The 25,540-nt window shown below is 60.1% G+C and carries 14 protein-coding genes; 7 read left to right on the top strand and 7 right to left on the bottom strand.

From position 1 onward, the window contains the following. Positions 1-13 precede the first annotated feature (13 nt). From AC193Q_RS13830 to AC193Q_RS13810, 5 genes are read left to right on the top strand one after another with little or no spacing between them, the layout of a single operon-like run. The gene (locus tag AC193Q_RS13830; protein WP_147438975.1) at positions 14-3,295 is read left to right on the top strand and encodes a hypothetical protein; all 3,282 of its coding nucleotides are present in this window, start codon (positions 14-16) and stop codon (positions 3,293-3,295) included. After that, on the top strand, positions 3,292-6,915 hold the full coding sequence (locus AC193Q_RS13825; protein ID WP_121186896.1) for a Tc toxin subunit A: 3,624 nt from the start codon (positions 3,292-3,294) through the stop codon (positions 6,913-6,915). The genes AC193Q_RS13830 and AC193Q_RS13825 overlap by 4 nt, the downstream gene beginning before the upstream one ends. Before the next feature lie 46 nt (positions 6,916-6,961). After that, positions 6,962-7,630, top strand: coding sequence for a neuraminidase-like domain-containing protein (locus tag AC193Q_RS13820; RefSeq protein ID WP_483878539.1), 669 nt, complete (start codon positions 6,962-6,964; stop codon positions 7,628-7,630). Next, on the top strand, positions 7,602-11,042 hold the full coding sequence (locus tag AC193Q_RS13815) for a Tc toxin subunit A-related protein (RefSeq protein WP_483878538.1): 3,441 nt from the start codon (positions 7,602-7,604) through the stop codon (positions 11,040-11,042). The genes AC193Q_RS13820 and AC193Q_RS13815 overlap by 29 nt, the downstream gene beginning before the upstream one ends. Further along, on the top strand, positions 11,035-15,345 hold the full coding sequence (locus tag AC193Q_RS13810; protein ID WP_483878537.1) for an Ig-like domain-containing protein: 4,311 nt from the start codon (positions 11,035-11,037) through the stop codon (positions 15,343-15,345). The genes AC193Q_RS13815 and AC193Q_RS13810 overlap by 8 nt, the downstream gene beginning before the upstream one ends. Before the next feature lie 17 nt (positions 15,346-15,362). Here the strand turns inward: AC193Q_RS13810 and AC193Q_RS13805 are convergent, their stop codons facing one another. The 6 genes from AC193Q_RS13805 to AC193Q_RS13780 all read right to left on the bottom strand — a co-directional run bounded on the left by AC193Q_RS13805 (position 15,363) and on the right by AC193Q_RS13780 (position 22,198). Continuing rightward, positions 15,363-16,694 (bottom strand): DUF58 domain-containing protein, encoded by a 1,332-nt coding sequence (locus AC193Q_RS13805; protein ID WP_483878536.1) that lies wholly within the window; start codon positions 16,692-16,694, stop codon positions 15,363-15,365. A gap of 115 nt (positions 16,695-16,809) precedes the next feature. Further along, positions 16,810-17,811: an AAA family ATPase gene (locus tag AC193Q_RS13800; protein ID WP_483878535.1), complete on the bottom strand. Its 1,002-nt coding sequence runs from the start codon at positions 17,809-17,811 to the stop codon at positions 16,810-16,812. Beyond that, positions 17,808-18,971, bottom strand: coding sequence for a DUF4350 domain-containing protein (locus AC193Q_RS13795; protein ID WP_483878534.1), 1,164 nt, complete (start codon positions 18,969-18,971; stop codon positions 17,808-17,810). Before AC193Q_RS13795 ends, AC193Q_RS13800 begins: the two co-directional genes overlap by 4 nt. Further along, complete coding sequence (locus AC193Q_RS13790) at positions 18,968-20,512, bottom strand: DUF4129 domain-containing protein (protein ID WP_483878533.1); 1,545 nt, start codon at positions 20,510-20,512, stop codon at positions 18,968-18,970. Before AC193Q_RS13790 ends, AC193Q_RS13795 begins: the two co-directional genes overlap by 4 nt. Next, on the bottom strand, positions 20,499-21,476 hold the full coding sequence (locus AC193Q_RS13785; RefSeq protein WP_483878532.1) for a stage II sporulation protein M: 978 nt from the start codon (positions 21,474-21,476) through the stop codon (positions 20,499-20,501). The genes AC193Q_RS13790 and AC193Q_RS13785 overlap by 14 nt, the downstream gene beginning before the upstream one ends. Beyond that, positions 21,473-22,198, bottom strand: coding sequence for an RDD family protein (locus AC193Q_RS13780; protein WP_121186884.1), 726 nt, complete (start codon positions 22,196-22,198; stop codon positions 21,473-21,475). The genes AC193Q_RS13785 and AC193Q_RS13780 overlap by 4 nt, the downstream gene beginning before the upstream one ends. A 181-nt stretch (positions 22,199-22,379) precedes the next feature. On the opposite strand from AC193Q_RS13780, the gene sbcB reads away from it, so the two are divergent. Then, a complete protein-coding gene (sbcB, locus tag AC193Q_RS13775) occupies positions 22,380-23,810 on the top strand; it encodes an exodeoxyribonuclease I (RefSeq protein ID WP_483878531.1) in 1,431 nt (476 codons plus the stop codon). 103 nt (positions 23,811-23,913) lie between these two features. Here sbcB and mvaT read toward each other — a convergent pair whose 3' ends face one another. Further along, positions 23,914-24,291, bottom strand: coding sequence for a histone-like nucleoid-structuring protein MvaT (gene mvaT / locus AC193Q_RS13770; protein WP_041068510.1), 378 nt, complete (start codon positions 24,289-24,291; stop codon positions 23,914-23,916). Positions 24,292-24,628: 337 nt separating this feature from the next. Between mvaT and purU the strand changes: the two genes are divergently transcribed. Then, the gene (gene purU, locus AC193Q_RS13765) at positions 24,629-25,477 is read left to right on the top strand and encodes a formyltetrahydrofolate deformylase (protein ID WP_003227580.1); all 849 of its coding nucleotides are present in this window, start codon (positions 24,629-24,631) and stop codon (positions 25,475-25,477) included. Positions 25,478-25,540 lie beyond the last annotated feature (63 nt).

The following is a 25,540-nucleotide window of genomic DNA, read 5'->3' as shown; positions in this document are numbered from 1 at the left end:
GGAGGGAGTGTTCATGGTTCAGGAATATGATGGCGAAACTGGTCCAGCCAGCGCTGTAATTATCACGCCTGCAAATAATGGAACTATCCCTCCTGTTCCGATTTCCGTCACGGGCACCACAAGCCTTCCGATGAATATAGTATTGCACTTGTACCGGGGGCAAGAATCGGTTCAGATAAGTAGCGGAATAATCAACGGGAATACATGGTCCCGCATCCTGAATGCTCATCCCCCTGGTAGTTATCACCTGGAAGCGATTCAGGCTTCGACATCAAGAGTGTCGTTCACTATCGAAGTTACTACACCAATTATTAATGAGCCTTCCGGTGACGTAACGTCACCCCAATTCACAGTGCAGGGTAGTGGTGGTTTATTTAATGATGGTGTAATCACTCTCTATAATGCTGCGGATAATGCCTCGCTGGGTAACGCCACTATTCGGGTCGGTGGCAGTTGGACGGCTAATATCAGTCTGCCTGTTGAAACACAGCCACTGACTTATTATGCCATTCAGAAAGTCGGCACATACTCATCCTCTAGATCCAATTTGATGACTGTGGTTTTGAAAGTGGCTCCGGTCATCGATTCCCCGTCACCAGGAGCAGTGGTACGCGCCAGTGCTCAACTATTGATTACCGGACGGGGTACGCCGGGAACAACAATTGACGTGATGAAACCCGGCGGTGTTTTACATGCAACGGCACTTGTTAAATCCAACCGCACATGGGAGGCCCCGTTCAACCAGGATAATTATCCTAACGGTGGTCTGGTCGAAATGCAGGCTGGTCACCGCGGGCTGAATGACTGGACTGCAACGCAATATTTCACCTTGCTTCTGCGGCCGACAATCACGACGCCATCCGAATCAGCAGTGACCGATCCGAGAGGTCCGATAGCGGGGGGGAGGGCTGTTTCAGGTGCCGTTGTCGAAGTCCTAAAGGATTTGGAACATTCATTCAAGATTGGCCAGGGCACAGCAGAAAGCAACGGACAATGGCAGGTCACTGCGTTCACTCAAGACATGCCGCCGGGCAGCTTTACGATTGTTGCGCGGCAGACGCTGTCAGGCGTCACTTCCGATGTAAGTTCGCCGCGCTCGTTCAAAATCCGCCCCCCTGCACTGACCTCCGTCAGCGTCACCTATCCAACCCTCACCACCATCGAGTTTTCCGGCGCAGGTTTTACCGGCGCCACGGTTGAGATCACCATCGTCAACGGCCCGGAAGAGGCGACACCGCCACCTGTCGTAGTCGTGACCGCAGGCAGTTGGAGAACGACCTCACAGAAATGGCCCTTCGGCGTTTACAATTTGAAGGTCGTGCAGAAAGTTTCCGATAACGCCGGAGGCTGGATTCCCTCCCACGAGTACCTGTTCAGGACTTCATCAGAGTTGCCGGCGCCCACAGAGGTGACTCACACCGTTTCCAATTACACCCCGACCTTCACCGGAAAGGGCTTTATCAACGCTTCGGTCGAGGTTACCGACAAGGCCGATGGCAGTGCGGTTGCTCCGGCAACCACCGTCACGGCGCAAGGCTGGTTGACCCGGGCTACTCAGGCTTGGGCGCCCGGTTCGACGCGCACGGTGAAAGTCGTGCAAAAACTGGGTGATGCGGTGTCGGATGCGGTGGAGCGGATCATCAATATCGACCGTTTTCCGGCGCCGACTGAGCTGGCTTGTACGGTGGTCGATTACACGCCGGTCCTGACTGGCAAGGGGGTCAGTGGCGCGACGGTGCACGTGACGGACAAGGCAACCGGCGCGCCGATTGCACCGCCTGCACCGGTCACGGCGCAGGGGTGGTCGGCACGGGCCTCTGCAGTCTGGGAGCCGAACACCACCAAGGTTGTGTTGTTGGTGCAGAAGGACGGTGCGCTCGTTTCCGACCCGGTGGAAATGACAATCACCGTGCCGCTGCTGGCTCCCGTTATCACTGATGTCGAGGACGATGGACTGTCACCGAAAATCTCCGGCACCTGCTGGCCCGGCGCGACGCTGAGCCTGAAATACAGCGACAGCGCGAACGAGCACCGGCCGGTCGGCACCAGCGGCACATGGACCTTCAAGCGCGACGCCGGCTTCGCTCCGGACAGGGAGCACAGGGTGACCGTGATCCAGAGCGTTGCCGGGCGCCCATCGCCGCCCGCTTCGCAAGCGTTTTCAGTCAGCCCGGAGCAGTTGGTGATCACCGAGCCGACTGAAAACACAGACACCCACTACGACATGACCGTGCGCGGAGTCAACGGCTACAACGGTGCGACGTTGCAACTGCGGGATGCGCAATTCGGACGGAACCTGGGTGAACCGAAACGGCTGACCAATCATAACTCTTGGTTCGTCGAACTGAAAAAACTCGAGTTTCGCAAATACCAGATCGAAGCCGTGCAAACCATTGCTGGCAGACCTTCTTTGCCCAGTGCCGTGCGCAGCTATTTTGTCGTGCTGGTGCCGCCGGTCATCAGGGTGCCGGCGCCGAATCAATCGCTGGCCCGGACCTCGACGCTTTCGGGCACCGCCGAACCCTTTGGTCAAGTGACGATCTGGCGTGAAAATCCCAGTGAAATCCTGCTCGATAAAGTCCCGGTCAACTTTGTGGGCGAATGGCGTGCCGAGGTAACGTTGCCGGTCGGCAACTACACCGTAAAGGGCCGGCAATTCTTCGAGACTCACGCGTCCAGGGAAAGTCCTCCGCGCACTTACAAAGTGGTGCCTGCCGCCCCGGTGATCGAAAGCCCCGGACGCGGCGTGCACATCGGTCGTCAGGTCGTGGTGTCCGGCTTTGGCTATCCGGGCGACACCGTGCTTGTGACGTTGACAGGCAGCAGGGGCACGACGCGCGCAAGCGCCCCGGTGCTTGAGGACCGTACCTGGTCACTGACGCTGGAAACGGGGCAGTCCGTCGGCCCTGCGAATCTGGTGGCGGTGGCTTCGCGTGATGATTTCGACTCTGCCGCCTCGGCTGCACTTCCAGTGGTACTGGGCACCTATTTGCCAGCTATCGATGAGCCGGCACCGGGATTCCGGGTAGAAAATCCGCTGCGTTTCGTCGGCAAGGGACGCACGGGTGTCGGGCGCGTGGTGCCCTGGTTCAACCCTGACACCGTGCTGAGCGCAGGCATTGCCGTCACTGCTCAAGGCTGGAGCGGCGAGGCAACGCAGCCCCTGCTGCCAGGCGGCCAGTGGTGTCGATTCCAGCAGACCATCACTGACGCTGCGGATGGCTCGACCGTATCCGACTGGGTTGAAAGCGAGCGTTTCGAGATCAAGTCGATTGCTCCGGGAGCCCGACCATGACCGAGCCTTTGATCCGCCCGGTGCAGCAGTGGCTGAGACAGGTATTCAGTGACGAACAGCGCGAAACCTACGCCGATTTTTGTGATCACCTGGAAAACGGTGGTTCGGTTTTTCCGCTGGTCGAACAAGGCGTTCAGGGGCTGGTCAGGCATTACCGGTTGAGCCCCGACGATGCGCAGACCTTTTTACGCAGGGCCAACAGCCTGGCGGTGTTTGTCCGGCGCCAGTTCATTGAACATTCGTTGAGCGGTTCGAACGCCCGGGTCACCCGCCCCGGGAGCGGTCTGTTGTCGAGGGTCGATGGGCCAAGCTACGAGCAGCTGTTCTCGCCAGATTTCGATGCCATGTGCCCGCCGCAGGCACTGGAGTCAATCGTCTCCCCGGTGGCCTACCTGATTGAGCTGTTGCGCTGGATCGAAGAGAAAATACTCCCCGTTGGCAGCGCCGATAAGCTCGATTTGCATGAGCGTCGGCAGGATCTGAAGAGGCTGCGGGTTGACTTCAATGCCGTGCATCAGGCGGTGTCGGCGCTGGACATCATCGTCCCGGTACTCGAAACGTTCATCGAGGAAAACGATAACGCCACTGACCTCGAAGAGGCGTTGATCCAGACCCGTTATCCCAACGGTCTGCCGTACTACCAGCACTGGGTCACGCTTGATTTTGTCGCCCGGGAACATGGCTTGTCGGTGGGCAATATCGTCCAGATGGTGGATTTGGCCTATCCCTACTTCCTGCAGCCCGAGGCGTGGGACAACGATGCCGGTCGCGCCTTTACCCATGCGTCGCGGTTGGGGCCCTACCAGCGTGAACTGTTGACGGAGGCGCCCACTGACGAGGCAAACAAACTCGAATATTACCAACGCAACTTTGGTACGACCGTAGAAGATTGGCAGGACCTCAATCAGGTGAAGTTCTTTGGCCAGCAAACAGGGCTGGACACCCGTGATATCGAGTCGTTGCTGTCGATTCGCGAATTCGCCCCGACGCGTTCGGGCAACGTCACTGTGTATGAAAGCGAGCAACCGGGCGCTGACGAGAGCCAGCGATCCGGCTCGGTGTACCTCAATGCCGCGACCAGCCCGGCACTCGGCATTGTTTACAGTGAAGACAGCACAACTTTTCTGCATCGTTTTACACAAGACCCGGCCACCATTGACCGCTACGAACGAATGAATCGCAAGTTGCGTCTGGATCGATGGCTGGAACTGCCCAGCGAGCAGGTGGATGCGTTGTTGACGGCGGCGATCAGGGCAGAGACACGTCAGGCGCAACGGGCAGACCCGTGGTGGATTTCCACCCATCAGGTGCAGGCCCTCGGCTTGTTTCAGTCGCTGCGTGAACGCTATGGCTGTTCGGCAGAGGACTTCGCGGCATTTCTCGATGAAATCCCGATTTACGGCCGTGCCGATGCCCTGTCACTGTTCGATCGTACCTTCAACAGCCAGGGCAATTATCGTCAGCCCCTGGTGCTGGACGGCGAAGCATTTGCGACGCTGCCGGCACAGTCCGGGGCGGAGCTGACGATCAGCCAGTTGTGCAGCGGATTGGCTATCGATCTGCAGACATATGCCTACCTTGCGGTCGCGATCGAACGGGCACACGGGTTCAACGGCACGCTCAGGCGCACCCCGGCAGTCATTTCGAGTTTCTACCGATTGGTGAAGTTGCCACGGTTATTGGGCATTACCCCGGTCGAAGGGGTGTTGATGCTGACCCTGCTGGGTGGCGAGCGCTGGGTCGACGGGCTGGCAGGTGTACCGCGCCTGTACACACGACTCGAAAGCCAAACCCCACCGGACGTACTCAATCTGATTGATGCCCTGCACGCCTGTGTATCCTGGTGCAGGGATCGCGAAATCCCTGTGCTGTGGACGTTGAACCACGTGGCACCGCTGCAGGCGCTGGCGGTAGCCACGCAGGCTGAGCGTTGGTTGTTTGAGCAGATTCTCAACCTGCTGCCGGCGACGCTGTTCAACAATGCCGGGTTGTCGATGGCTGGCGTGCCCTCGCTGGAAGGGCTGGACTGGCTGCATTTGCTGACCGAGCTGGTCGACGATAGGGGGTTGATCATCGATCTGCAATTACCCGAGGCCCAATACCTGAGCCTGGCCAGGGAAATCTTCGACCAGGCCATCAGGGAAGGGCTGGGCGAGAGCGAAGACGCCGTTCGGAGCGTTCTTGTCGAGCGCATGCTCGGCGTGCTGTTGCAGGCGCGGGAAGCGCAGGTCTCGGTCGTCAGGGAGTGTCTGGTGGCGTACACCGGCCTTGATATCGAACGCGGATTGCTGATGCTGACCTGGGCACAGTCCACCGTTTATCAATTGCTGTCTCAGGTCAGCGCGCGTGCCGATCGTGATGCGGCTGATGCGCTCAGGCGCGCTGCACGTGCTTCTGAACAACCCGACCCGCTGCTGAGCTTGTTGGCTGACGTGCGACGTCGCAGCGCCGTGACGAACCAGCTGGATCTGTCTGCGGTGTTGCTCGAAGACTTTCTGCAGTACGGCCATAAGGCCTGGATGGCTCAGAACGATCGACATCTGCTGTCTATCCGTACCCTGTATTACCTGAGCACACTGGGTCGGGCCTTCGAGCTGAGCGCGCAACCGGCCGGCAAACTGCTCGATTACCTGCGTCAGGTCAATGCATTGCCCAGCCCTCTGACAGGCGACGCGTTGCGCCTGGCACAGGAAGCGGCCGCGTTGCGACTGGCGGCGTTTTTCGACTGGAGCGTGCAGGAGGTGCGTGAGTGTGTCAGCCGTATCGACCCGACGTTGAACATTCTCAAGACACTGCCCCAGCTCGATTTGCTGATGCGCATCCGCGTCTTGGCCCGGGACAGCGGCATGGACGCCCTGACGATTTTCCTCGTGGGCAGTCTGCCGGAAGACGTCAACAAGGATGCGTACCGGTTCGCCGCCGAGCGTGCGCTGCTCAGCCTTTCAGACAGCCGCGAGTCGGTGGTGACCTTCGCCGATGAGGTGACGCAACCGCTGGTCACCATGACTTGTGTGGTGGACAAGACTGAGGCGGTGGCCGGCAAGGACGACGAGAAAGTGATGTTTACCGTGACGCTGCGCGATGCCGACAAGCGGCCACTGAGTGGCGTCAATGTGTACTGGCAAGTGAGCCTCGGCACGATTGTGCCCAAGGCCACTGAAGTCGATGGAACGGTAACGGTCGAGTATCTGCCGGGCAAGGTCATGGGGCAGGAAACGCCGCTGTTCTGGCTTGACCTGATCGACGCGCAACAGGCCCCGACCATCAACATCGCCGATGACCCCGATACGCTTTTCTTCCCGGCACCATTAACGTCTCTGGTGCCGTTGGAGCCGGTTCCTGCGGGGCAGGAAATCGCGTTGTACGCCACGCTGCGCGACAACTATCGAAACCCCGGACGCAATCGTCTGGTGCGCTGGTTTGCCAGACCGGCCAGCGGCAGCAGCGGCACGGCGGTGATCCGTCCCGAACAGAATTATGCCGATGCCGAGGGGGTTACACGGGTGTACGTGTCGAGTCCGTCCGGTGGCACGTTCATTTTCAGCGTGCGCTGCGAAGCCAATAACCACCAAATAGATTTTGACCCGGTCACTTTCACCGAAGCCCCGATTCTCCAATGACAGCGTTGGTTGACGCAGCGTTAACCCCACGACTCAGGACAAGACCATGACCCAGCGCAAATTGTCTCCCTTGTTGGAAAAACGCCGCGCAGCATTGGTCGAGTACTGCATCGGTCAGGCTGCCAGAGAAAATTACTCTTTCGTGAAAACGCCGCAGGATCTGTTCGAGTTATTGCGCATGGATCCGCTGGACAACTACCCGGTGCAAAGTTCGTGGGTCGCCGAGGCGACCAGTTGCGCGCAGCAATTCATCCATGCGGCCTATCGCAAGCTTGAGCCGGGTTACAAAGACACGGTTTTCCCGACAGAACACTTGAAACTCTGGGAGCTGTACAGCAATTACCCCGACTGGGCGGCACTGACGTTGATCGCATACTATCCGGAAAACTTCATCAATCCCTTTGTGCGGCAACGCAAGACCCGTCTGTTCAAGGCACTGGAAAATGACTTGAACCAAACGCGTCTGACCGACGATTCGGTGCGGCGTGCGTTGCAGGAATACCTCAAGGCATTCGAACAGACCTGCAATCTGGACGTCATCAGCGCCTGCCTGGAGGGCGATTCGGCAAGCCGTGCAACTTACTATTTCGTCGGTCGTCAGCGGGTGCAGCCGTTGCAGTATTACTGGCGCAAGGCCGACATCGACCTCACCACTGCCGGCAATCCGGTCAACCCGGCGACATGGAATGAATGGCAACCCGTCGACATGGAATGAATGGCAACCCGTCGACATTCCGGTGGGCGGCCGGGTTCTGGATATACGGCCGCTGGTCTGGGCGGGACGCTTGTGTCTGGTGTGGGCCGAATGGTCTGATCAGGTAGGTGAAAAAGGGGCGAACGGCTATGTGCCCCCCAAGCTGGATATCAACCTGGCGTTCATGAGCCAGAACGCGGAATGGTCCGCACCACTGAGCCTGTACAGCGCTGATCAGGACAGCGATACCAGCGCGGATGCCCGGTTGCTGGCGATGACGTTGGCCGATGACCTGATTCACCCCAAGGGACGGCTGGGTGTATTGCTCACCAGCCCGGCGGGTCTGGAAGTACGCGCCACGCGTGATGTGCTCTTTCGTCCGCTGGCCGAAGACAACGGCACTTGGCTCGATCATCTGGCCAATGAACGCTTCACCGATATTCTGACCTTGCAGCATTCGCTGACGCCGAAGAATCAGCCAGTGGTCGCGATCAAGAGTGAGACCTCGGGACCGCTGACGGGTTATTACGGGCTGCAGGCGGTGTTTTCGGAGAAGGGTACAGAGGATTTTCTCTGGGTCAGGGGGCTGTGTCGGGCAACGGGCGGAAACACCGGCGAGCGCGCCGAGTTTGAGTTGGCACTGAGCAATGGTGCAGAAGGCGACCCTGTACCTGTCAAGGCATCAGAATCGGTTGCAGGGGGGTGGGCCACTCAATGGATGGAACTCAAGCGCTTGAAAGGAGGATTCACCGGGCTGGTCGAGTTCTCCTTGAGCAACGCCGAACAAGGCAGCAGGCAATTTACAGTCTCGCTGACCAAAATCACCCGTTTCGTGCCGCCGACGCTGGAAAAAAATACGCTGGATCCCGCGCAGTTCATCGGCTTCAGGCAGCATGGTGTGTTGTCCCGCACGCGCTTGAATTCGCTGTTCGGCCCGGAGCTGGTGCAGCGCAGCAATGTCTCCGTGGATGCCGTACTGGACTGGGACACCCAGTTCCTGACCGAACCACCTCCAGCTGCGGGACCGATCGATGAGCCGAACGGGGCGTTCGACGGGGCCAATGGTCTGTATTTCTGGGAGCTGTTTTTTCATCTGCCGCATCTGGTGGCGACCCGTTTGCGGGCTGAGGATCGCTATCTGGAAGCGCAGAACTGGCTGCACTATGTGTTCGATCCGCAAGCCGTTGAAACGTCGGTGGAGCCGAAAAAACCTCGTTTTTGGCGCTGCCGTCCTCTGTACAGCGAGGGGAAAGTCGGGCACGAAGCACAGATGCCCACCGATCCTGATGCGATCGCCTATGCCGCGCCACAGCACTATCAGATTCTGTTGTTCACCGATTACGTGAGAAACCTGGTCGCTTGGGGCGACTGGTACTACCGTCAGCTCACCCGCGATGCGCTGGTGGCGGCAAAACTGTGTTACGTACAAGCCGAGTTTCTGATGGGCAAGCCACCCTCTGTTCGCGCGGTGACTCGTTGGCAAGCGCAGACGGTAGACGACTTGTTGAGACAGAGCACGAACCGCCCTGCGCTCGAACAGTTCGAGCAGGAACTGCAGTTTTCTCCGGCAGACATTCCCCCGGCTGCCGAAGCGTCACCGTTGATGGGCCTGCTGGCGAACGAGCCGTTCAAACTGCCGATCAACGAACAGTTGCTTGATCTGTTCGACTGGCCGGGCCAGCGTCTGAACAACTTGCGCAACAACCTGACCCTGGATGGCAAACCACTGGACGTTGCGCTGTTCAGCCCGCCCACCGATCCCAATCAATTGTTGCGCGATCTGGCCGCTGGCGGCGTTGGCCTGCCGCGACCGATGGGCGGACGTCTGGTGGTGGGCGCCTTCCGCTGGCGGGTCACCTACGAGGCGGCATTGCGCGCCGTGCAGACCTTGCAGGAGTACGGCAGCCAGGTTTTGCGCCTGCTGGAACAGCGCGATCGGGCCGAGCAGGAAGAACTGCAGCAAGAGCATCTCAAGGAACTGGGCGATTACGCCCGTGCGGTTCAAGAACAATCCATTGCCCAGCTTGAAGCGGGGCTCACGGCCCTGAGTCAGAGTCAGACCATGGCCAGGCAGCGGGCCGAACGATACAACGCCTGGTACGACGAACACATCAGCGATGCCGAATACCAGGTCATGGAAAAGCTGCAGGCCGTCAAATGGATGAATGCAGGGACGCACGCGATCAAGACCGGAGGCGCAGTCGTGGGGGCCCTGCCGAATATTTTCGGCGTGGCCAACGGTGGTCATCGTCCAGAAAAAATCGCCGATGCCGTGGTCTATGGTCTGGAGCTCGGCGCGATGATTGTGCAGGTCGACGCAGATAAACAAGCCCTCACCGAAAGCTACCGCCTGCGCCGCAGGGAGTGGGAATTGCAACGCGATCAGGCATTGGCCGAAGTCGCGGCGCTGGCCGGGCAGATCACCGCGCAAACATTCGCCGTGGAAGCGGCCAGGAAGAGTCTGGAGCAAACCCTGCGGGCCAACGGTCAGGCGCTGACGCTCTACAACTACCTGAAAAAACGTGCGACCAACGCCGAATTGTTCGGTTGGCTCCTGGGCCAGCTCAAGGCCTTGCACTATCAGGCTTACGATGCGGTGGTCAGTCTGTGCCTGAGTGCCCGTGCGTCGTTGAGTGCTGAAACCGGCAATTACGACACCGTTGAGGCGTTACCACAGGTCTGGCTGGACAATCGTCACGGATTGACCGCCGGTGAGCACTTGCGCGAATACCTGCTGCGCATGGACCGCCTGTACCTGCAAAGCCATGAACGCCGTCTGGAGCGGGTCAAGACCGTTTCGTTGCGACGCTTGTTCGATGACCGGAAAGATCCGCAGCCGGGATTCTCCGACTGGACCCAGGCACTGAAAGAGCTGACCGACAAGGGCACGCTGGAATTTCAGCTGACGCAGCTGTCATTCGATCGCGATCACCCCGGCGAGTATTGCCGGCTGATCAACCTGGTCGAGGTCCATACGCCCGGACTGCTCGGCTCTTATCAGGACCTACAGGCAACGCTGCTGCAGATCGGCAGCATGATCGCTACCCAGGCTACGGCGCAGTCCGTCGAGTACCTGCATCGTCCCGCGGGCAAGGTGGCGCCGGACGAGGTGCTGTTCAATCTGCGCAGTGGTCAGCAGATCGGTTTATCGGCAGGGATCGCCGACACAGGCATGAACGCCTCTAAACCGGATGAGGGCTTGCTCAACCCGTTCGAGAACACCGGCGCGGTTTCGCGCTGGCAGTTGCACTTTCCCTGGCCCACATGCGAGCGGCAAGCGTCGATGCTCAACTCGCTTACCGACATCATTGTGCGCGTGCGGTACACGGCCAAGGCCGGTGAGCCGACGTTTACCCTCGCCGTCAAAGACCTGGTCACCCGGGCGCTGACGTCCCGCTCACGTAATAACCAAGGAGCAGACCAACATGTTTGAACCCGTGATTCAGGCCAATGACAGTCTGGTGCTCAATGGGGATTTCCGTGAGGGTCTGGAGTTCTGGAACAAGGGCAACAATGGACGTGAGATCTCAGTCATAGGCGAAGTGTATGAAGATGTGCAGATTAAAGTGCTTGCTGCGGGAAACCTTGCCTCTGTCCATCAAACGTTCACTTTACCTTTGCAACCAAGTGACAGTGCCCGGTATGTGCTGAGTTTCATGTATGAAACGCGGCACACCGAACCGGGAAACATACTCATCACGGCTGAAGATGGCACCCCGTTGAGAGAAATACCGTTGCCGCCGGGCAGCGCTCGCGACGCTGCAGAGGAGCAGGTCCGGATTGCCAATGGGCAGCCGCTGGATTTCAAACCGACGTTCTGCAGCACTTCGCTGGAATTTCCGGGGCAGCGCGAGGACAAGATTCGCCTCACAATCGTCGCTCCGGAAAATGCTGATCCCGAGGACTATCACCTGCGGGTTTTGATCACCCGCATTCGCCTGGAATTGCACCTGGCGCTGCCGCAGGTGCGCACGGTGAAGGTAGACGCAGAGCATTTGTTACCTGACGAGCCGGTTCACTTGTGTCTGGGCGCGATGGGGGACTTGCAGCACCGGCTTGAGTTCATACTCGCCCCCGACAGTCCCTGGTTGCACACCAGCGCTGCGTTGGTGAGCGATGACAATCCACAAGGCGCCATTATTGCGACCCCTGCCTGGGGCGTGGATCAACCACTGGATTCAGCGTGGCTCCTTCAATGTCCATTGATCGGTGATCAGGAACCTTACTTGTTCACGCTGCAACTGGTGAACCAGTTCACCGCCGAGCCTTACTCGATGCAGGTCTCGCTGGGGCATCACCGGCTGATGTTCGATGAGGTGCTGGAGGCTGCGTATTTCCCGGTGCTGGAGTTGGGGCAATCAGTGCGTCTGGGGGTGCGCGTAGCGTCCTGGTACACCGGTCAGTTTCTGGCTGGACGCACGGTGACCTGGGCCACAGAAGAGCAGGGTGTGCTGAGTACGACCCCCACTGACCCGGAAGGCTGGGCGTATGTCGATTATCTGCCCGTTGCGGCAGGCGACATTGCCATTCTGGCCTCGGTGGCGAGCCCTTACTACGCCAGCGGTGTCGAAACCACGAAGCTCGACGTTCGAGTGCTGGCGACCGATCCATGGAAGGACGTACTGGCCGTGGTAGAAGACGTTACCTCGCCTTGGGCGCAAAAGACCGGTTATCCCAATCGGGGTTCGACTTATCAGCTGAGTGTGCGGCTGCCTGAGGCGTTACTTGGCACTGAGCTGGCCATGCACTGGGAAGGCGATAGCGCGGCACAGTTGGGTGTGGAGGTACGTCCCGAGCTGGAAGAATGGGTGCCCTCCAGCGCCGCCGACCTGAGCTGGGAACTGGACTGCCGGGACGAGCTTGACGGGCGTTTTCAGTTGCAGCTTTCGTGCTCGAAGTTATTGCTGCGTTCGGACAGAAAACCGATGTCACTGGCACGCAATCTGGTGCGCATTGGTGACGTTCAGGAGGCCAACAAGTTTCCCGTGGTGGACGAAGGCGAAAGTGTTCTGTTGCGGGTACAGGTGGTGCATGTGGTCACCAGTGGCGACGGCGATCCGGTCAACAATGCACGGGTGGACTGGCAGACGCCCGAAGGCACGATTGTCACCCGATCGGGGATCGGCGGCTGGGCCAGTGTGCTGTATCAACCAGGCCACGCCGGTGAACGGGTGGTGACCGCTCGCGTGCTGGCCCACGATGAAGCGGTGCCGATAGAGCGAACGTTTGCAGTGACGGCGCTGGCCAGCAGTCCGTGGAAGGATCAGGTCAGGATTGTGTTCGACGATGTAGACGTCGATCTGGCCGAGCTGGGGTTGCTGTGCTGGCGCGGAGCCCCCCACACACTGAAAGTCGAACCCATGGCCGGCAGTGTGCTGCTTGACCAGATGGTGACACTGCAATGGCGAGGGGCGTCGCCGGGAATCGGGTTGACCGTCACGTCTATCGGCGAGCCGCGCAAGCTTGAGGCAAGCGGGCTGGAGTGGACGTTCAGTTCGCAAGTCGACTCGAGTACCAGCAGTCTGTTCAGCCTGACCTTGAGCAGTCCGGTGCTGGCCGCGCCCCGGGAGTTGTTCGGGCGGCTGATCTCTACAGCGCTTGTGGATGAACTGACGGTGATGCTGGATCAGGTGACTGCGACCATCGCCAGTCAGAGAATGTTTCCCTGCATCGGGGCCACGCACACTTTGCGTTACCTGCCCAATGCCTTGAGCCCTCTGGTGGGATTGCAGGCCATATTGATATGGCAGGGAACGCCGGCCGATGAGCTGGGTGCGAAGATCGAGCCGGCGCCCGATATTGCCCGACCACTTGCTGACGGCGGTCTCGAATGGACACTGGACCTAAGTTTGAGCAAAGCGACTGGCAACTTCACGCTTGAGCTTTATCTACCTGCGTTGAGTCGGCCCATGAGCGCGACTCCGATGCAGCTCGGCCATAACAAGTTGCGAATCGAAGACTGGCATGAGTCCGCAGTCGATGCTGTTGTTGGCAAGGACAAAGCCTGGAGCTGGATCCGGGTGGTCTCGGCTTTCACCCGCCAGGCAGTCGCGCAGGTGGCGGTGCAGTGGAAGAGCGCAATCGGCTCCGACACCGTCGCCAGCGATGACCTCGGCTGGTCGGGGTTTGGCCTGCTGCCGGGCACGGCGGGTCAGCAGGAGGTGGTGGCCCATGTGCACAGCCTGTTCGATGGCTATGAGGAACAGCGTGCCCTGTCTTTTACGGCACTTGCCCGTGACCCTTGGGAAGATGTGCGGGTGCGGTTCGATGGACATGATGAACATTCATGGGGCAAACACACGTACTTTCCACGACGCAATGGCTCACATGCCATCGAGGTACTGTTCCCGGAGGGCAGCCCGTTGCTCGAGCAGAAACTGACCCTGGGTTTGACCGGCATTGGCCCAGTGGAACTGGGGCTGAGTTTCGAACCCGCGCTCGGCGCGCCACGCCAGCCTTCAGCCTTCGGTTTTCTGCGCTATTCCTTGCGCTGTGCCGACTTGAAGGACGGTGGCTTCGCCTTGCGTCTCGGGGCTGAGCGTCTGGCCAGCCTGTCGCCGGCCAACGCGATGTCGCTGGGGGAGGGCGAGCAAGTGTGGAAACTGCTCACCAGTACCAGCGTTCAGCAAGTGCTGGAATGGGAGGAGGAACTGGTCGAGCAGGTGAAAGTGGTGTCGTCCGTTTCCGGTCAAGGTATCGCCGGCGTATTGGTGACCTGGCGCAATGAGGATTTGGGGACGACCACCCGTCTGACCGACTTTTATGGTGTTGCCACTGTGCGCTTCAAACCGCAGACGCCGGGCCCGGCGGTAGTGACGGCGACGGTGGGAGAGACGGCGCATTCGGAGTCGGTCGAGCTGCCCTATACGCTTGAAGAACCGCGCGTCATCAGCGAGTTGTACGAACCGGAAGATTCTCGTTTGCCACCCAATGAGGACCGCGCGCAAGCCATTGCCAGAGTGGTGTCGGCACGCACCGGTTTGCCGCTGGCGAGGGTGCAGGTGCGCTGGGATTTTGCCGGCAGTGCCTTGACGCCGTCGGTGACGGATGAGGAGGGGATTGCGCGTTTGACCTTTAATTATCCGGCTGAACAGGATGACGTATTGTCTGCCACGGTCAGTGGTGGAGTAGGCGGTTGGGATATGGCGCAGTTGGTGTATGGCGGGCTGGTGCCGGTGATTGAGTCGTTGACCAGTTTGTACACTGACATCAACTTGGGGCAGTCAGTCAGCGCGGTTGTGCGTGTAGTCTCCCGGAATGATGGCAAGCCGCTGGAAGGGATTAAAGTCCGGTGGCGGATCCCCGGCCTGGACCTGCTTGTCACCACTACAGATATGGATGGCAAGTCGACACTGCAACTGAGCCCGATCGAGTTGGGGCCGAACAGGCTCGAAGCGAGTGTCGGTCTTGGAAGTTCCAAAACATGGACTTTTTACGTATTCGATCCTGCACAAATTCCCATGTTTGAGCGCATCACTAATCTTTCACCGCGAAATGTTGTCGGCAGCGAGGCGCATGTCGAAGTCAGAATCATTGACCAGCAGACAGGGCAGCCTGTAGCCAACAGAAATATTGCGTGGTTCTATTCGAATTCGTCGCTGGGCTCGATGAGGTCCGACGCTGACGGGATCGCGTACGTCAAGTTCATCTTCCCGCGAGCAGGTCGGGAAAAGCTGAACGCCCAAACCTTTTTGGCCTACGAGGAGTTGTTTATTACCGTAACTGAGAACGTGTGAGGGAACGGCAGCCGGGCTCAGAGCGTTCCGGCCTTCTTCCAGTTGAGGTACTCAGTCACTAATGCGGCGCTCAACTCTCCGGGCTGTACATCGAGCACCTGAACTGCCTGCGCATTCAACCGCTCATGCAACTCTGCCCGGGCATTGAGGTAATCCACCGTGCCGCAATAAGCCAGTGCTTCGGGCAGCGTTTGTACCGGGGCATTGCGCACGCGATCGAGGGTTTCCTCGCGCAGGCTGACCACCAGCACTTGATGCTGCTGGCTCAGACGTTTGACGCTGGCGAGCAGGTCTTCGGTGTCCTCGTCACGCAGGTTGGTCAGCAGCACGATCAGCGCCCGGCGCTTCTGCCGCGCCAACAGCTGATTGATCGCGGTTGAATAGTCGGCAGGACGCTGACTGCTGTCCAGATCATAGACGGCGTTGAGCAGGACCTTGAGCTGACTTGAACTTTTGATCGGTGCGAGAAAACGCGGTTGCGCGGCGGCGAATGTGCTCAGCCCCACGGCATCACCCTGACGCAGGGCCACGTGGCTCAGCAGCAGACACGCATTCAGGGCATGGTCGAAATGCGACAGCTCGCCATCCTGGCTGCGCATTTGCCGGCCGCAATCGAGCATGAACATGATCTGCTGGTCGCGTTCATCCTCGTACTCGCGGGCAATCGGCGTGCGCTGACGGGCGGTGGCTTTCCAGTCGATCTGGCGCAGGCTGTCGCCCTCGCGAAATTCGCGCAACTGATGAAATTCCTGACCCTGTCCGCGACGCTGGCGTTGGCGCACACCGAGTTGGCTGAGCCAGTTGTCCACCGCCAGCAACTGCCCACCGTAGAGTTTTGCGAAGTCCGGATAGACGCGGATCTCACCGCTCACGTCGAGCAGGCGTTTGCCTGTCCACAGACCGAACGGGCTGGGCAGATTGATTTCGCAATGCTCGAAGCTGAAGTGGCCACGCTTGAGCGGGCGCAGGCGATAGCCGACCTCGCTGTATTGCCCGGGTTGCAGTTCGACCACCTGCGGCAGGTTTTCGAAACTCAGCCCCTGTGGCACATGGTCGAAAATCTCCACCGCGACCGGCCCGTTGAAGTCATGGCTGAGCTGCAGCCGTACCTCACTCCAGCGTCCGAGCGCCAGGCTGCCGGGCGTCTGGCGCTGTAGGCGCGGCGACGGCAGGTGGCTGAGGCGCAGCGCATCAATGATCGCCAGTACCAGCAGCGCCAGGAGCAAGCCCCAGTTGATCGCCGACAGCGTGGCGGGCACGTCGATGTCGAGGGCTTGTAGCGTGCCCTTGAGGATACCGATGAGGCACAGCGCGGCGAGCCAGATCAATAACAGACGTGAGGGTTTCATGGCGCTGCACCGGTTTGTCTGCTGAAAAGATCGCAGCCTGCGGCAGTTCCTGCATAGAGCGCGATCCCCTGTTGGAGCTGCCGAAGGCTGCGATCTTTCGATCTTTTCTGGATCCTCACAGGCGCGGCGCCGGCACTTGGTCGAGCAACTGCTGCAGTACCTGATCGACCTGCAGACCTTCGATGTCCAGCTCCGGCGCTACTCGCACTCGATGGCGCAGCACCGAGAGCGCGCAGCCCTTGATGTCATCGGGAAGCACAAACTCGCCGCCACGCAGCAGCGCACGGGCGCGGGCGCATCGCACCAGCGCAATCGAGGCTCGCGGGCCGGCACCGAGGGTCAGGCCGGGCCAGGAGCGGGTGCTGCGTGCCAGTCGTACCGCGTAATCCAGCACTTGGTCGTCAATCGGCAGGTCGCTGGCGATGCGTTGCAAGGCCTGCACGTCCTTGGCCTGCAAGACCGTGCGCAGCGGCTGTACATCAAGCATGTCGGCGCGGGTCGAGCGGCTGACCTGACGCACCATGTTCAACTCCTGCTCGGCCTCCGGGTAATCCATGCGCACCTTGAGCATGAAACGGTCGAGCTCGGCTTCCGGCAGTGGATAAGTGCCTTCCTGCTCGATCGGATTTTGCGTGGCGAGCACCATGAACGGCTGGGCGATCGGCAGCGCCCGGCCTTCGAGGGTGACCTGGCGTTCCTGCATCGCTTCGAGCAAGGCGGCTTGAGTCTTGGCCGGGGCGCGGTTGATCTCGTCGGCCAGCAGCAGGTGGGTGAACAGCGGCCCTTTGCGCAACTTGAATTGTTCGCTTTGCAGGTCGTAGACCGCGTGGCCGGTGACGTCGCTGGGCATCAGGTCCGGGGTGAACTGGATGCGCGCGAACTCGCCGCCGAAGCATTTCGCCAGGGCGCGAACCAGCAGCGTCTTGCCAAGTCCGGGGACGCCTTCGAGCAGCACATGGCCGCCAGCGATCAACGCGGTCAGCACGTCGTCGATCACGCTGTTCTGGCCGATCAAGGCCTTTTGCAATTCGCCGCGCAGCGCTTGCGCCAACTGGCTGGCACGCTGGCGTTGCTGGGCGGCGTGGGTGGCGCTGCCGGGCTCGATCTGTTCACTCATAGCGTGTTCCTCAAGGTTTGCAGGTGGGCCACCTGGCGACTGAAATCAGCGCTGCTCATGCGCTGTTTCGGCAGCGGGCTCAGGGCCTGGCTGATGGCGCGGGTCGGCTGTCGGGTCAGGCGCGACAGCACCAGCCATTGCTCAGCCACGTTCAACTGGTCGAAGCCGGGATAGCGGCGGCGAGCGCGGCGCAGCACGTCCTGTTGCAGGGCTTGCAACAGCGTGTGCTGACCGTTGTGGCGCAGGATGAAATCGGCACTGGCGCGCAAGTGTTCCTGCAACTGGCGACGGCCACTCGGGGCAGGTGCCTGCAGTGGCCCATGGCGCACAGCAACATGCCACAGGCCCAGACCGATCAGCGCCAGCAGGGCGACGATGGCGTGCGGGAAGTAACGCCAGAGCAAGGTCAGCAGACCATCGTGCGCCGTGCTGTAAATCAGCGTGACGTCGGTGTCGGCGCTCAGGTACCAGAGCAGCCAGGCATTGTCGTGCTTGGCGATGGCCGGGGTTTTCCACAGCTCGGCATCGGTGACGACCGTGATCGAGCCGACACCGTAGGGCAATTGCATCATGTGCGTGGCCCTGGCGCTGTTGGCCCAGGCCTGGGCGAGATTCTTCGGGTCGTCCAGATGGAACGCGGTGTCGAAACCGGCGTAGGCCGGCGCGTCCTCGTCTTCGAGGTAGAGTTTGGTCAGGCTCGGGTACGGGTCATCGGCCAGGTCCGCCGGCGGTTCCTTGAGATCCTTGCTCAGCGACTGGTGCAACTGCACCCGGTCCAGCAACAGGTCATCGCTCTGTTTGGCCTGCTTGTCCCACAACGCTTCGGCCACGAACACGATTCGCCCGCCGGCGCGAGCCCAGTTCAACACTTGATCAACCTGCCGTGGTGTCATCCGCGAACGCTCGCCAAACAACAGCAGGGTGTGCCGGCGCGGATCAATATCGGGCAGCACCGCCAGCGTTTCAGCATGGCTGACGTTGAGGCCGTGCTCGCGCAAAAACATTTCTGCCGCCAGATAAGGATTGGCTTGCGCCTGGGGCGACGGGCCGTGATCGATCACTTCCTGATAGGGCCGGGCCTTGACGTACAGATAAACGCTCAACGCGGCGAGCAGGGCGACGATCAGCCCGCCGAGCAGCCACGCGCTGCGCCGGCTCAAGCGTGCGCTCCATGGTCGAACAAGGCGCGCCAACCGTCACACAGTTCCTGTCGCAGATGGGCCGCCGGCATGCGGTGCCCATAGGCCATGTTCTGCCAGTGCAGCGTCAGGCTGCGACTGAACGCCAGCAGTTCAGGGTGCTGCAATTGCTCAACCCGCAGCAGTACCTGATGCTCGGTGTCGGCGGGTTTCAAGGTCAGGGCAAAATCGTGCAGCAGACGGCTGAGCAATCCGCGATAGAGCAGGCCCAGCGCGGCGCGCGGCTGGGTTTGCCAGAGTTGTTCGGCGCTGGCGGCGATGTCGTCGGGCAGGGATTGCGGGTTCAGGTCAAGGCCGAATGCTTGTTGTGGAGCAGGTGGCCGGACGCGGGCGGGCGGCTTCGGCCGACGGCTGACGAAGGTGCGCAGGAATTCGCGGTATCGCCAGATCAGCCAGCCGATAGCCGCGAGCAACGCGCCCCACAGCAGCACCTCGATCAAGACCGCCACAGCATTGAAGCGTTGACCGTCGAGCCAGCCGAGCAGGGTTTTCAGCCATTGTGGGGCCTCGCCGGGTTTGCCCTCCGCCGGGGCTGCCGGGTCGTCACCCAAGCGATAGCGCGTCACGCTTTCCTTGTTCTTGAACGGTGGTTGTTCGAGCAGCGCCTTGATGCTGTCGTGCGAAGCCTGACTGGTCAGCGGTTGATTCAGCAGGCGAGGTGCCTCCGGGGCGTTGGCCGGCGCATTCGCCCACGCCGGCGGCACTGTCGGCAACCATAGACAGACGGCCAACAGCAGGCCCAGAGCGCTGCCGTTCAGGCGTTGGCGCAAACGGCGGAACACCAGTTCGATGTCCCACGCCTCCAGTACAGTGCGTCGGTTCAGATACAGACTGAAACCGCAGGCGACATACATCGGTTCCCAGACCACCAGTACCAGCGCGTAGAAAGCGTTGGTCAGGTGCTCCAGCCAACGCCAGTGGTGATCGCTGTCGAGGATCAGCGATTGCCAGTCCCAGTCGGTTTCGATCTGCTGTGGCAGGAGCATGTAGAACAGCACCATCAGGCCGATCCACAGCGCGGTCTCCAGGTGCATGCCGATGATCGTCAGCCATTGCGCGGCGCCGGCATTGCGTTGCAGCAACACCTGCAAGCGTTGCTGACGCGCCGTGCCGTCGAGGCCTTCGAGTTGCACCACCGGCAGCAGGAAGCTGCGACTCAGGCTCAGGCGGCGCCAGGTCAGGCTGGCCAGCAGTTGTGGTTTCAACAGCCGTGGAAATTCGCGCAGGGCCTGTTTCAGCGTGGGCGTTTCGCCGAACAGGGCCTTGGACAGGATGTACAGCGGCAGGCGCTCGTACGCCGGTTTCAGCCACCAGAAAATCAATACCGCCAGCGACGGCGAATCCCACAGCAACAAGGTCAGCATGGCGAACAACGGCAAGGTGACGATGGCCCAACTGGTCATCAGCAGGCGTCGATGCTGCTGGCTCATGAGCACGCCCAGGTCCATGGCCTCCCAGCTGCTGCGCGGGCGGATCGCCACGGTGGCATCACTCAGGCGCATGGCGTGTCCTTCCGGCGAGCAGCAGATAAGCCGCGACGGCGATCCACAACGCAGCGCCGACCGCGTATTTGATCTGCGGTGTGACCCCGGTCTTCGACGACCAGTACGCTTCGATGAACGCCGCGATCAACAGGAACAGCATGACCCCGCACACCAGCAGCACACTTTTGCGCGCGGCCTCCACCAGCGCCTCGCCGCGCGTCAGGCGCCCGGGCGCAATCACGCTCCAGCCGAGTTTCAGCCCCGCCGCCCCCGCCAGGGCAATGGCCGTCAGCTCGAAAGCGCCGTGGCCGATCACGAACGACCAGAACGTCTGGCCAAATCCGATCTCGGTCAGGTGCCCGGCGACCGCACCGATGACCAGCCCGTTGTAGAACAGGAAAAATGCGCTGCCCACGCCCAGCAGCAAACCGCTGGCGAAGGTCTGGAAGGCGATGCCGATGTTGTTCATCACGTAATAACCGAACATCACCCAGTCCTCACTGGCCGCCCGTTCGGCCGAGCGCCCGAGGTGCCCGGCCACCGGGTCGTACATGGTCTGCATTTCGCGCACCTGTTCGGCGGGGATCAGGTTGTAGATCAGTTCGGGAAAGGCATGCACCAGCAAGGCGAAGCCGATCAGGCTGCCGAAAAACACCAGGCCAGCGGCCAGCACGAAGGGCCACTCGGCGCGCACCAGCCGGGGGAAGCCTGCGAGGATGAAACCGAGCAGGTTAGCGGCGAAGCGACTGCGGTGCCGATACAGCTGCTGGTGGCCGCGCAACACCAGTTGTTGCAGCGAGTCGATCAGAAAACTGCTGTAACCGCGCTCCTGCGCCAATGCCAGATGCTGGCAGAGGCGTCGATAAGCCTTGGGGAAACTGGCTGCCTGCGAGGTGTCCTTGCCATGTTCGAGGCGTTCGAGGGCGAGGGTGAAGCGCTCCCATTCGGCCTTGTGGCGAGCTTCGAAAAGACTCTGCTTCATGTCGGACCCAACAGGCCGCGGGCGATGCCATTGAGCTCGCTGACCGCTTTGGGCGTCGGGATGTGCAGCGGCTGGGCGAGCAGCGCGGCCAGCTCATTGACCCGCGCCGGCGACAGTTCGGCCTGGCGTTCGGCGAAGGCGAGCAGGGCCCGTTGTTCACTGAGGTTGAGCGGTACGGGCGAGCGGCGCGGCTGGACGTCGGGTAATTGCGGGCGAAGCAGGGCCGGTTCGCTGTAGACCACCAGAGTGCCGGCGGCGATGTCGCCCAGGCGTTTGAAGGTGGGATGTTGCAGGCAACTGATGGCGCCGAAGGCGTAACCGAACGGCAGCAGATCGACAGAACGCAGCAGGTTGCGCAGCAGCGACGCCGACCAGCCGACCGGTGTACCGTTGTCGTGGATCACTCGCAGGCCCATCCACTGCTTGCCTGGCGAACGGCCCTGACGCAGCACTTCGAACAGCACCATGTACCACCAGCTGACCGCAAACAGCAGCAACGAACCCAGGCCCATGCCGAGCTGGCCAAGAAACGCCAGCACCAGGAACAATCCGCCGAGGATGGCGCCGCGAATGCCCAGGTCGATGCCGAAGGCGAGGCTGCGCACCATCAGACCGGCCGGGCGCAAAGGCAGGTCGATGCCCTCCGGGGTTTCCACTGGATGGCGGGTATCGAGTGGCGGGTTCAGCGGTGCTTTCCGTGGCAGTGCTGTGTTCTCGAGCATGGGCTACCTGATGGGGCCGGATCGGGATACGAGGTTTGTCCGATGCTAGCAGCCTCTTGGGGGAAAACGACATAACTATGTATTGCACCGCGTGTGGCGCAGGCTGGCCGAATGACACGGCGCTGGCCGCAATGGCGGTTGAACGCCTAGACTTTGCCGATCTCAAGTTCAGGAACCGCCCGTGACTTCAATCTTCTGGTACGACTACGAAACCACCGGCATCAATCCGCGCAATGACCGCCCGCTGCAGGTCGCCGGGATTCGCACCGACCACGATCTCAATGAAATCGACGAACCGGTCAACCTCTACTGCCAGCCCAGTGAAGACATCCTGCCGCACCCGGCGGCGTGCGCCATTACCGGTATCACCCCGAGCCGTCTCGCCGAACAGGGTTTGAGCGAAGCCGATTTCATGACTCGGGTGCATGCGCAACTGGCGGCACCCGGTACTTGCGGTGCGGGTTACAACACCCTGCGTTTCGACGACGAGATGACCCGCTACAGCCTCTATCGCAATTTCTTCGACCCGTATGCCCGTGAATGGCAGGGCGGCAACAGTCGTTGGGACCTGATCGATGTGGTACGCGCCGCGTATGCGTTGCGCCCCGACGGTCTGGTCTGGCCGACCGATGACGCAGGCAAGGTCACCCTCAAGCTCGAACGCCTGACAGCCGCCAACAACATTGACCATGGGCATGCTCACGAAGCGCTCTCGGACGTGCGCGCCACCATCGCCCTGGCGCGGTTGATCCGCGAGAAACAGCCGAAGTTGTATGACTGGCTGTTTCAACTGCGCAGTAAACAGAAAGTCATGGATCAGATTCGCCTGTTGCAGCCGCTGGTGCACATCTCCGGACGCTTCTCGGCGGCGCGCCATTATGTCGGTGTGGTATTGCCATTGGCCTGGCATCCGCGCAATCGCAATGCCCTGATCGTCTGTGACCTGCACCTTGACCCGCAAGGTCTGCTCGATCTGGACGCCGAAACGCTGCGTCAGCGCCTGTACACCCGTCGCGATGATCTCGCCGAGGGGGAGTTTCCGGTGCCGCTCAAACTGATTCACATCAATCGCTGCCCGGTGGTGGCGCCGTTGTCGGTATTGCGTGCAGACGATCAGCAGCGCCTGGGCCTGGACATGGCGCTCTACCAGGCGCGTGCGCTGCGGCTAAGTGACGCACAACAAGTTTGGAAAGATAAAGTTACGGCAATTTATGCCAGCGAAGACTTCAGCCCGAATGAAGATCCGGAACAGCAGTTGTACGATGGATTTATCGGTGATCGTGATCGGCGTCTATGCGAGCAAGTGAGGACAGCGGATCCGGCGCAATTAGCGCAAGAGCAATGGCCGTTCGATGACGAACGTCTGCCGGAATTACTCTTTCGATATCGCGCACGCAACTTTCCCGATACGTTGAATTTTGCCGAGCAAGAGCGCTGGAGAATATTCTGCCAGCAGCGTTTGTCCGAGCCGCACATGGGCGCACCTAATACCCTGCAATCTTTCGCCGAGGCCGCGCAGCAATGGGCGCTTAATGCGACGCCGATACAGAATCAAGTGCTCAATGAGTGGCAGAATTATGTCCAGGCATTGCGCAAACGTTTGAATCTTTGAAATCGAACATAGTGTGCCCATGAAATACCGGGCATAAAAAAACGCCAGCGTAAGCTGGCGTTTTTCATGGGCCGCAGAATCAGTCTGCGACAGGCATTGCGGCTTAGCCCAGCAGGGTAGCCCAGCCTTCAACCACGTCACCGCCCCACTTGGCTTTCCACTCTTTCAGGGTCTTGTGGTTGCCACCTTTGGTTTCGATGACTTCGCCGTTGTGCGGGTTTTTGTATTGTTTAACTTTGCGTGCGCGCTTGGTGCCAGTAGTTTTGACTGCGACGCCACGGGTGCCTTTGGTTTTCGATTCCGGATCCAGCAGGGCGATGATGTCGCGCAGGGATTTGGAGTATTCGCCCATCAGGGTGCGCAGTTTACCTTCGAATTCCAGCTCGGCTTGCAATTTGTCGTCTTGCGACAGATTTTTCAAACGCGCTTGCAGCTCTTTGATAGCTTCTTCGGTGGCGCGATATTCGTTGATCAAGGACATGGTAACTACCTTATGCGGATGTGTTGAATGGCAGGGGACAGTGCCGCAATAATAGTCAGGCTGTTTCATCAAGTAAACATTTAAGCGTATTTTTTATTTGAATTAGTTACGTGAAATAACCGGTAAATTGAATGGTCATCTAAATAATGTGATGCAGTCATCACGATTATTCACAATTATCTGGCCGAACAGCTTCACCGGCGCATCATCGCTTCGTCGTACAGTGCGCTCAGGCGCCATGAACCGCGCCCTCTCCGGCAAGTGCTCATCATTACTGCAGATTTCGCGCACAGTCGCTAGAATGGCCGCCTTTGCGAAGTTCTGGAGTTTCCCCCTCATGCGCACCTTTCGGTTGGTGATTTCCTGCCCTGACCGCGTTGGCATCGTTGCCAAAGTCAGTAACTTTCTGGCATCCCACAACGGCTGGATCACCGAAGCGAGCCACCACTCGGATAATCAGAACGGCTGGTTTTTCATGCGTCACGAGATCCGTGCCGATTCGCTGCCGTTCGGTATTGAAGTGCTGCGCGAGAAGTTTGCGCCGATTGCCGAAGAGTTCTCGATGGACTGGCGCATTACTGACACCGAGCAGAAGAAACGCGTGGTGCTGATGGCCAGCCGCGAATCCCACTGCCTGGCCGACTTGCTGCACCGCTGGCACAGCGACGAGCTCGATTGCGAAATCTCCTGCGTGATTTCCAACCACAATGACCTGCGCAGCATGGTCGAGTGGCACGGCATTCCTTATTACCATGTCCCGGTCAATCCGCAGGACAAGGAGCCAGCGTTCGCCGAAGTCTCGCGTCTGGTCAAACAGCACGACGCCGAAGTGGTGGTGCTGGCGCGCTACATGCAGATCCTGCCGCCGGCGCTGTGCCGCGAATACGCGCACAAGGTGATCAACATTCATCACAGCTTCCTGCCGTCGTTCGTCGGTGCCAAGCCGTACCATCAGGCGTCGCTGCGCGGCGTGAAGCTGATCGGCGCGACTTGCCACTACGTGACCGAAGAGCTGGACGCCGGTCCGATCATCGAACAGGACGTGGTGCGCGTCAGCCACAGCGACAGCATCGAAGACATGGTGCGTTTCGGCCGTGACGTCGAGAAGATGGTGTTGGCCCGTGGCCTGCGTTATCACCTCGAAGACCGCGTGCTGGTGCACGGCAACAAGACCGTGGTGTTCTGATCGAACCCACGCGTACTTGAATAATGAAGGGCCTGGGCGTTCAATCGTCCCAGGCCCTTTTTT

The organism is Pseudomonas sp. F2, assembly GCF_057174385.1.
The sequence above is the reverse complement of the archived record's forward strand: the minus strand, read 5'-3'. Positions and strand labels throughout refer to the sequence as shown.

Bases quoted from the DNA above. Each gene is read 5' to 3' on its own strand.
- AC193Q_RS13830 (WP_147438975.1), top strand. From the start codon at position 14: ATGGTTCAGGAATATGATGGCGAAACTGGTCCAGCCAGCGCTGTAATT.
- AC193Q_RS13825 (WP_121186896.1), top strand. From the start codon at position 3,292: ATGACCGAGCCTTTGATCCGCCCGGTGCAGCAGTGGCTGAGACAGGTA.
- AC193Q_RS13820 (WP_483878539.1), top strand. From the start codon at position 6,962: ATGACCCAGCGCAAATTGTCTCCCTTGTTGGAAAAACGCCGCGCAGCA.
- AC193Q_RS13815 (WP_483878538.1), top strand. From the start codon at position 7,602: ATGAATGGCAACCCGTCGACATGGAATGAATGGCAACCCGTCGACATT.
- AC193Q_RS13810 (WP_483878537.1), top strand. From the start codon at position 11,035: ATGTTTGAACCCGTGATTCAGGCCAATGACAGTCTGGTGCTCAATGGG.
- AC193Q_RS13805 (WP_483878536.1), bottom strand. From the start codon at position 16,694: ATGAAACCCTCACGTCTGTTATTGATCTGGCTCGCCGCGCTGTGCCTC.
- AC193Q_RS13800 (WP_483878535.1), bottom strand. From the start codon at position 17,811: ATGAGTGAACAGATCGAGCCCGGCAGCGCCACCCACGCCGCCCAGCAA.
- AC193Q_RS13790 (WP_483878533.1), bottom strand. From the start codon at position 20,512: ATGCGCCTGAGTGATGCCACCGTGGCGATCCGCCCGCGCAGCAGCTGG.
- AC193Q_RS13785 (WP_483878532.1), bottom strand. From the start codon at position 21,476: ATGAAGCAGAGTCTTTTCGAAGCTCGCCACAAGGCCGAATGGGAGCGC.
- AC193Q_RS13780 (WP_121186884.1), bottom strand. From the start codon at position 22,198: ATGCTCGAGAACACAGCACTGCCACGGAAAGCACCGCTGAACCCGCCA.
- mvaT (WP_041068510.1), bottom strand. From the start codon at position 24,291: ATGTCCTTGATCAACGAATATCGCGCCACCGAAGAAGCTATCAAAGAG.
- purU (WP_003227580.1), top strand. From the start codon at position 24,629: ATGCGCACCTTTCGGTTGGTGATTTCCTGCCCTGACCGCGTTGGCATC.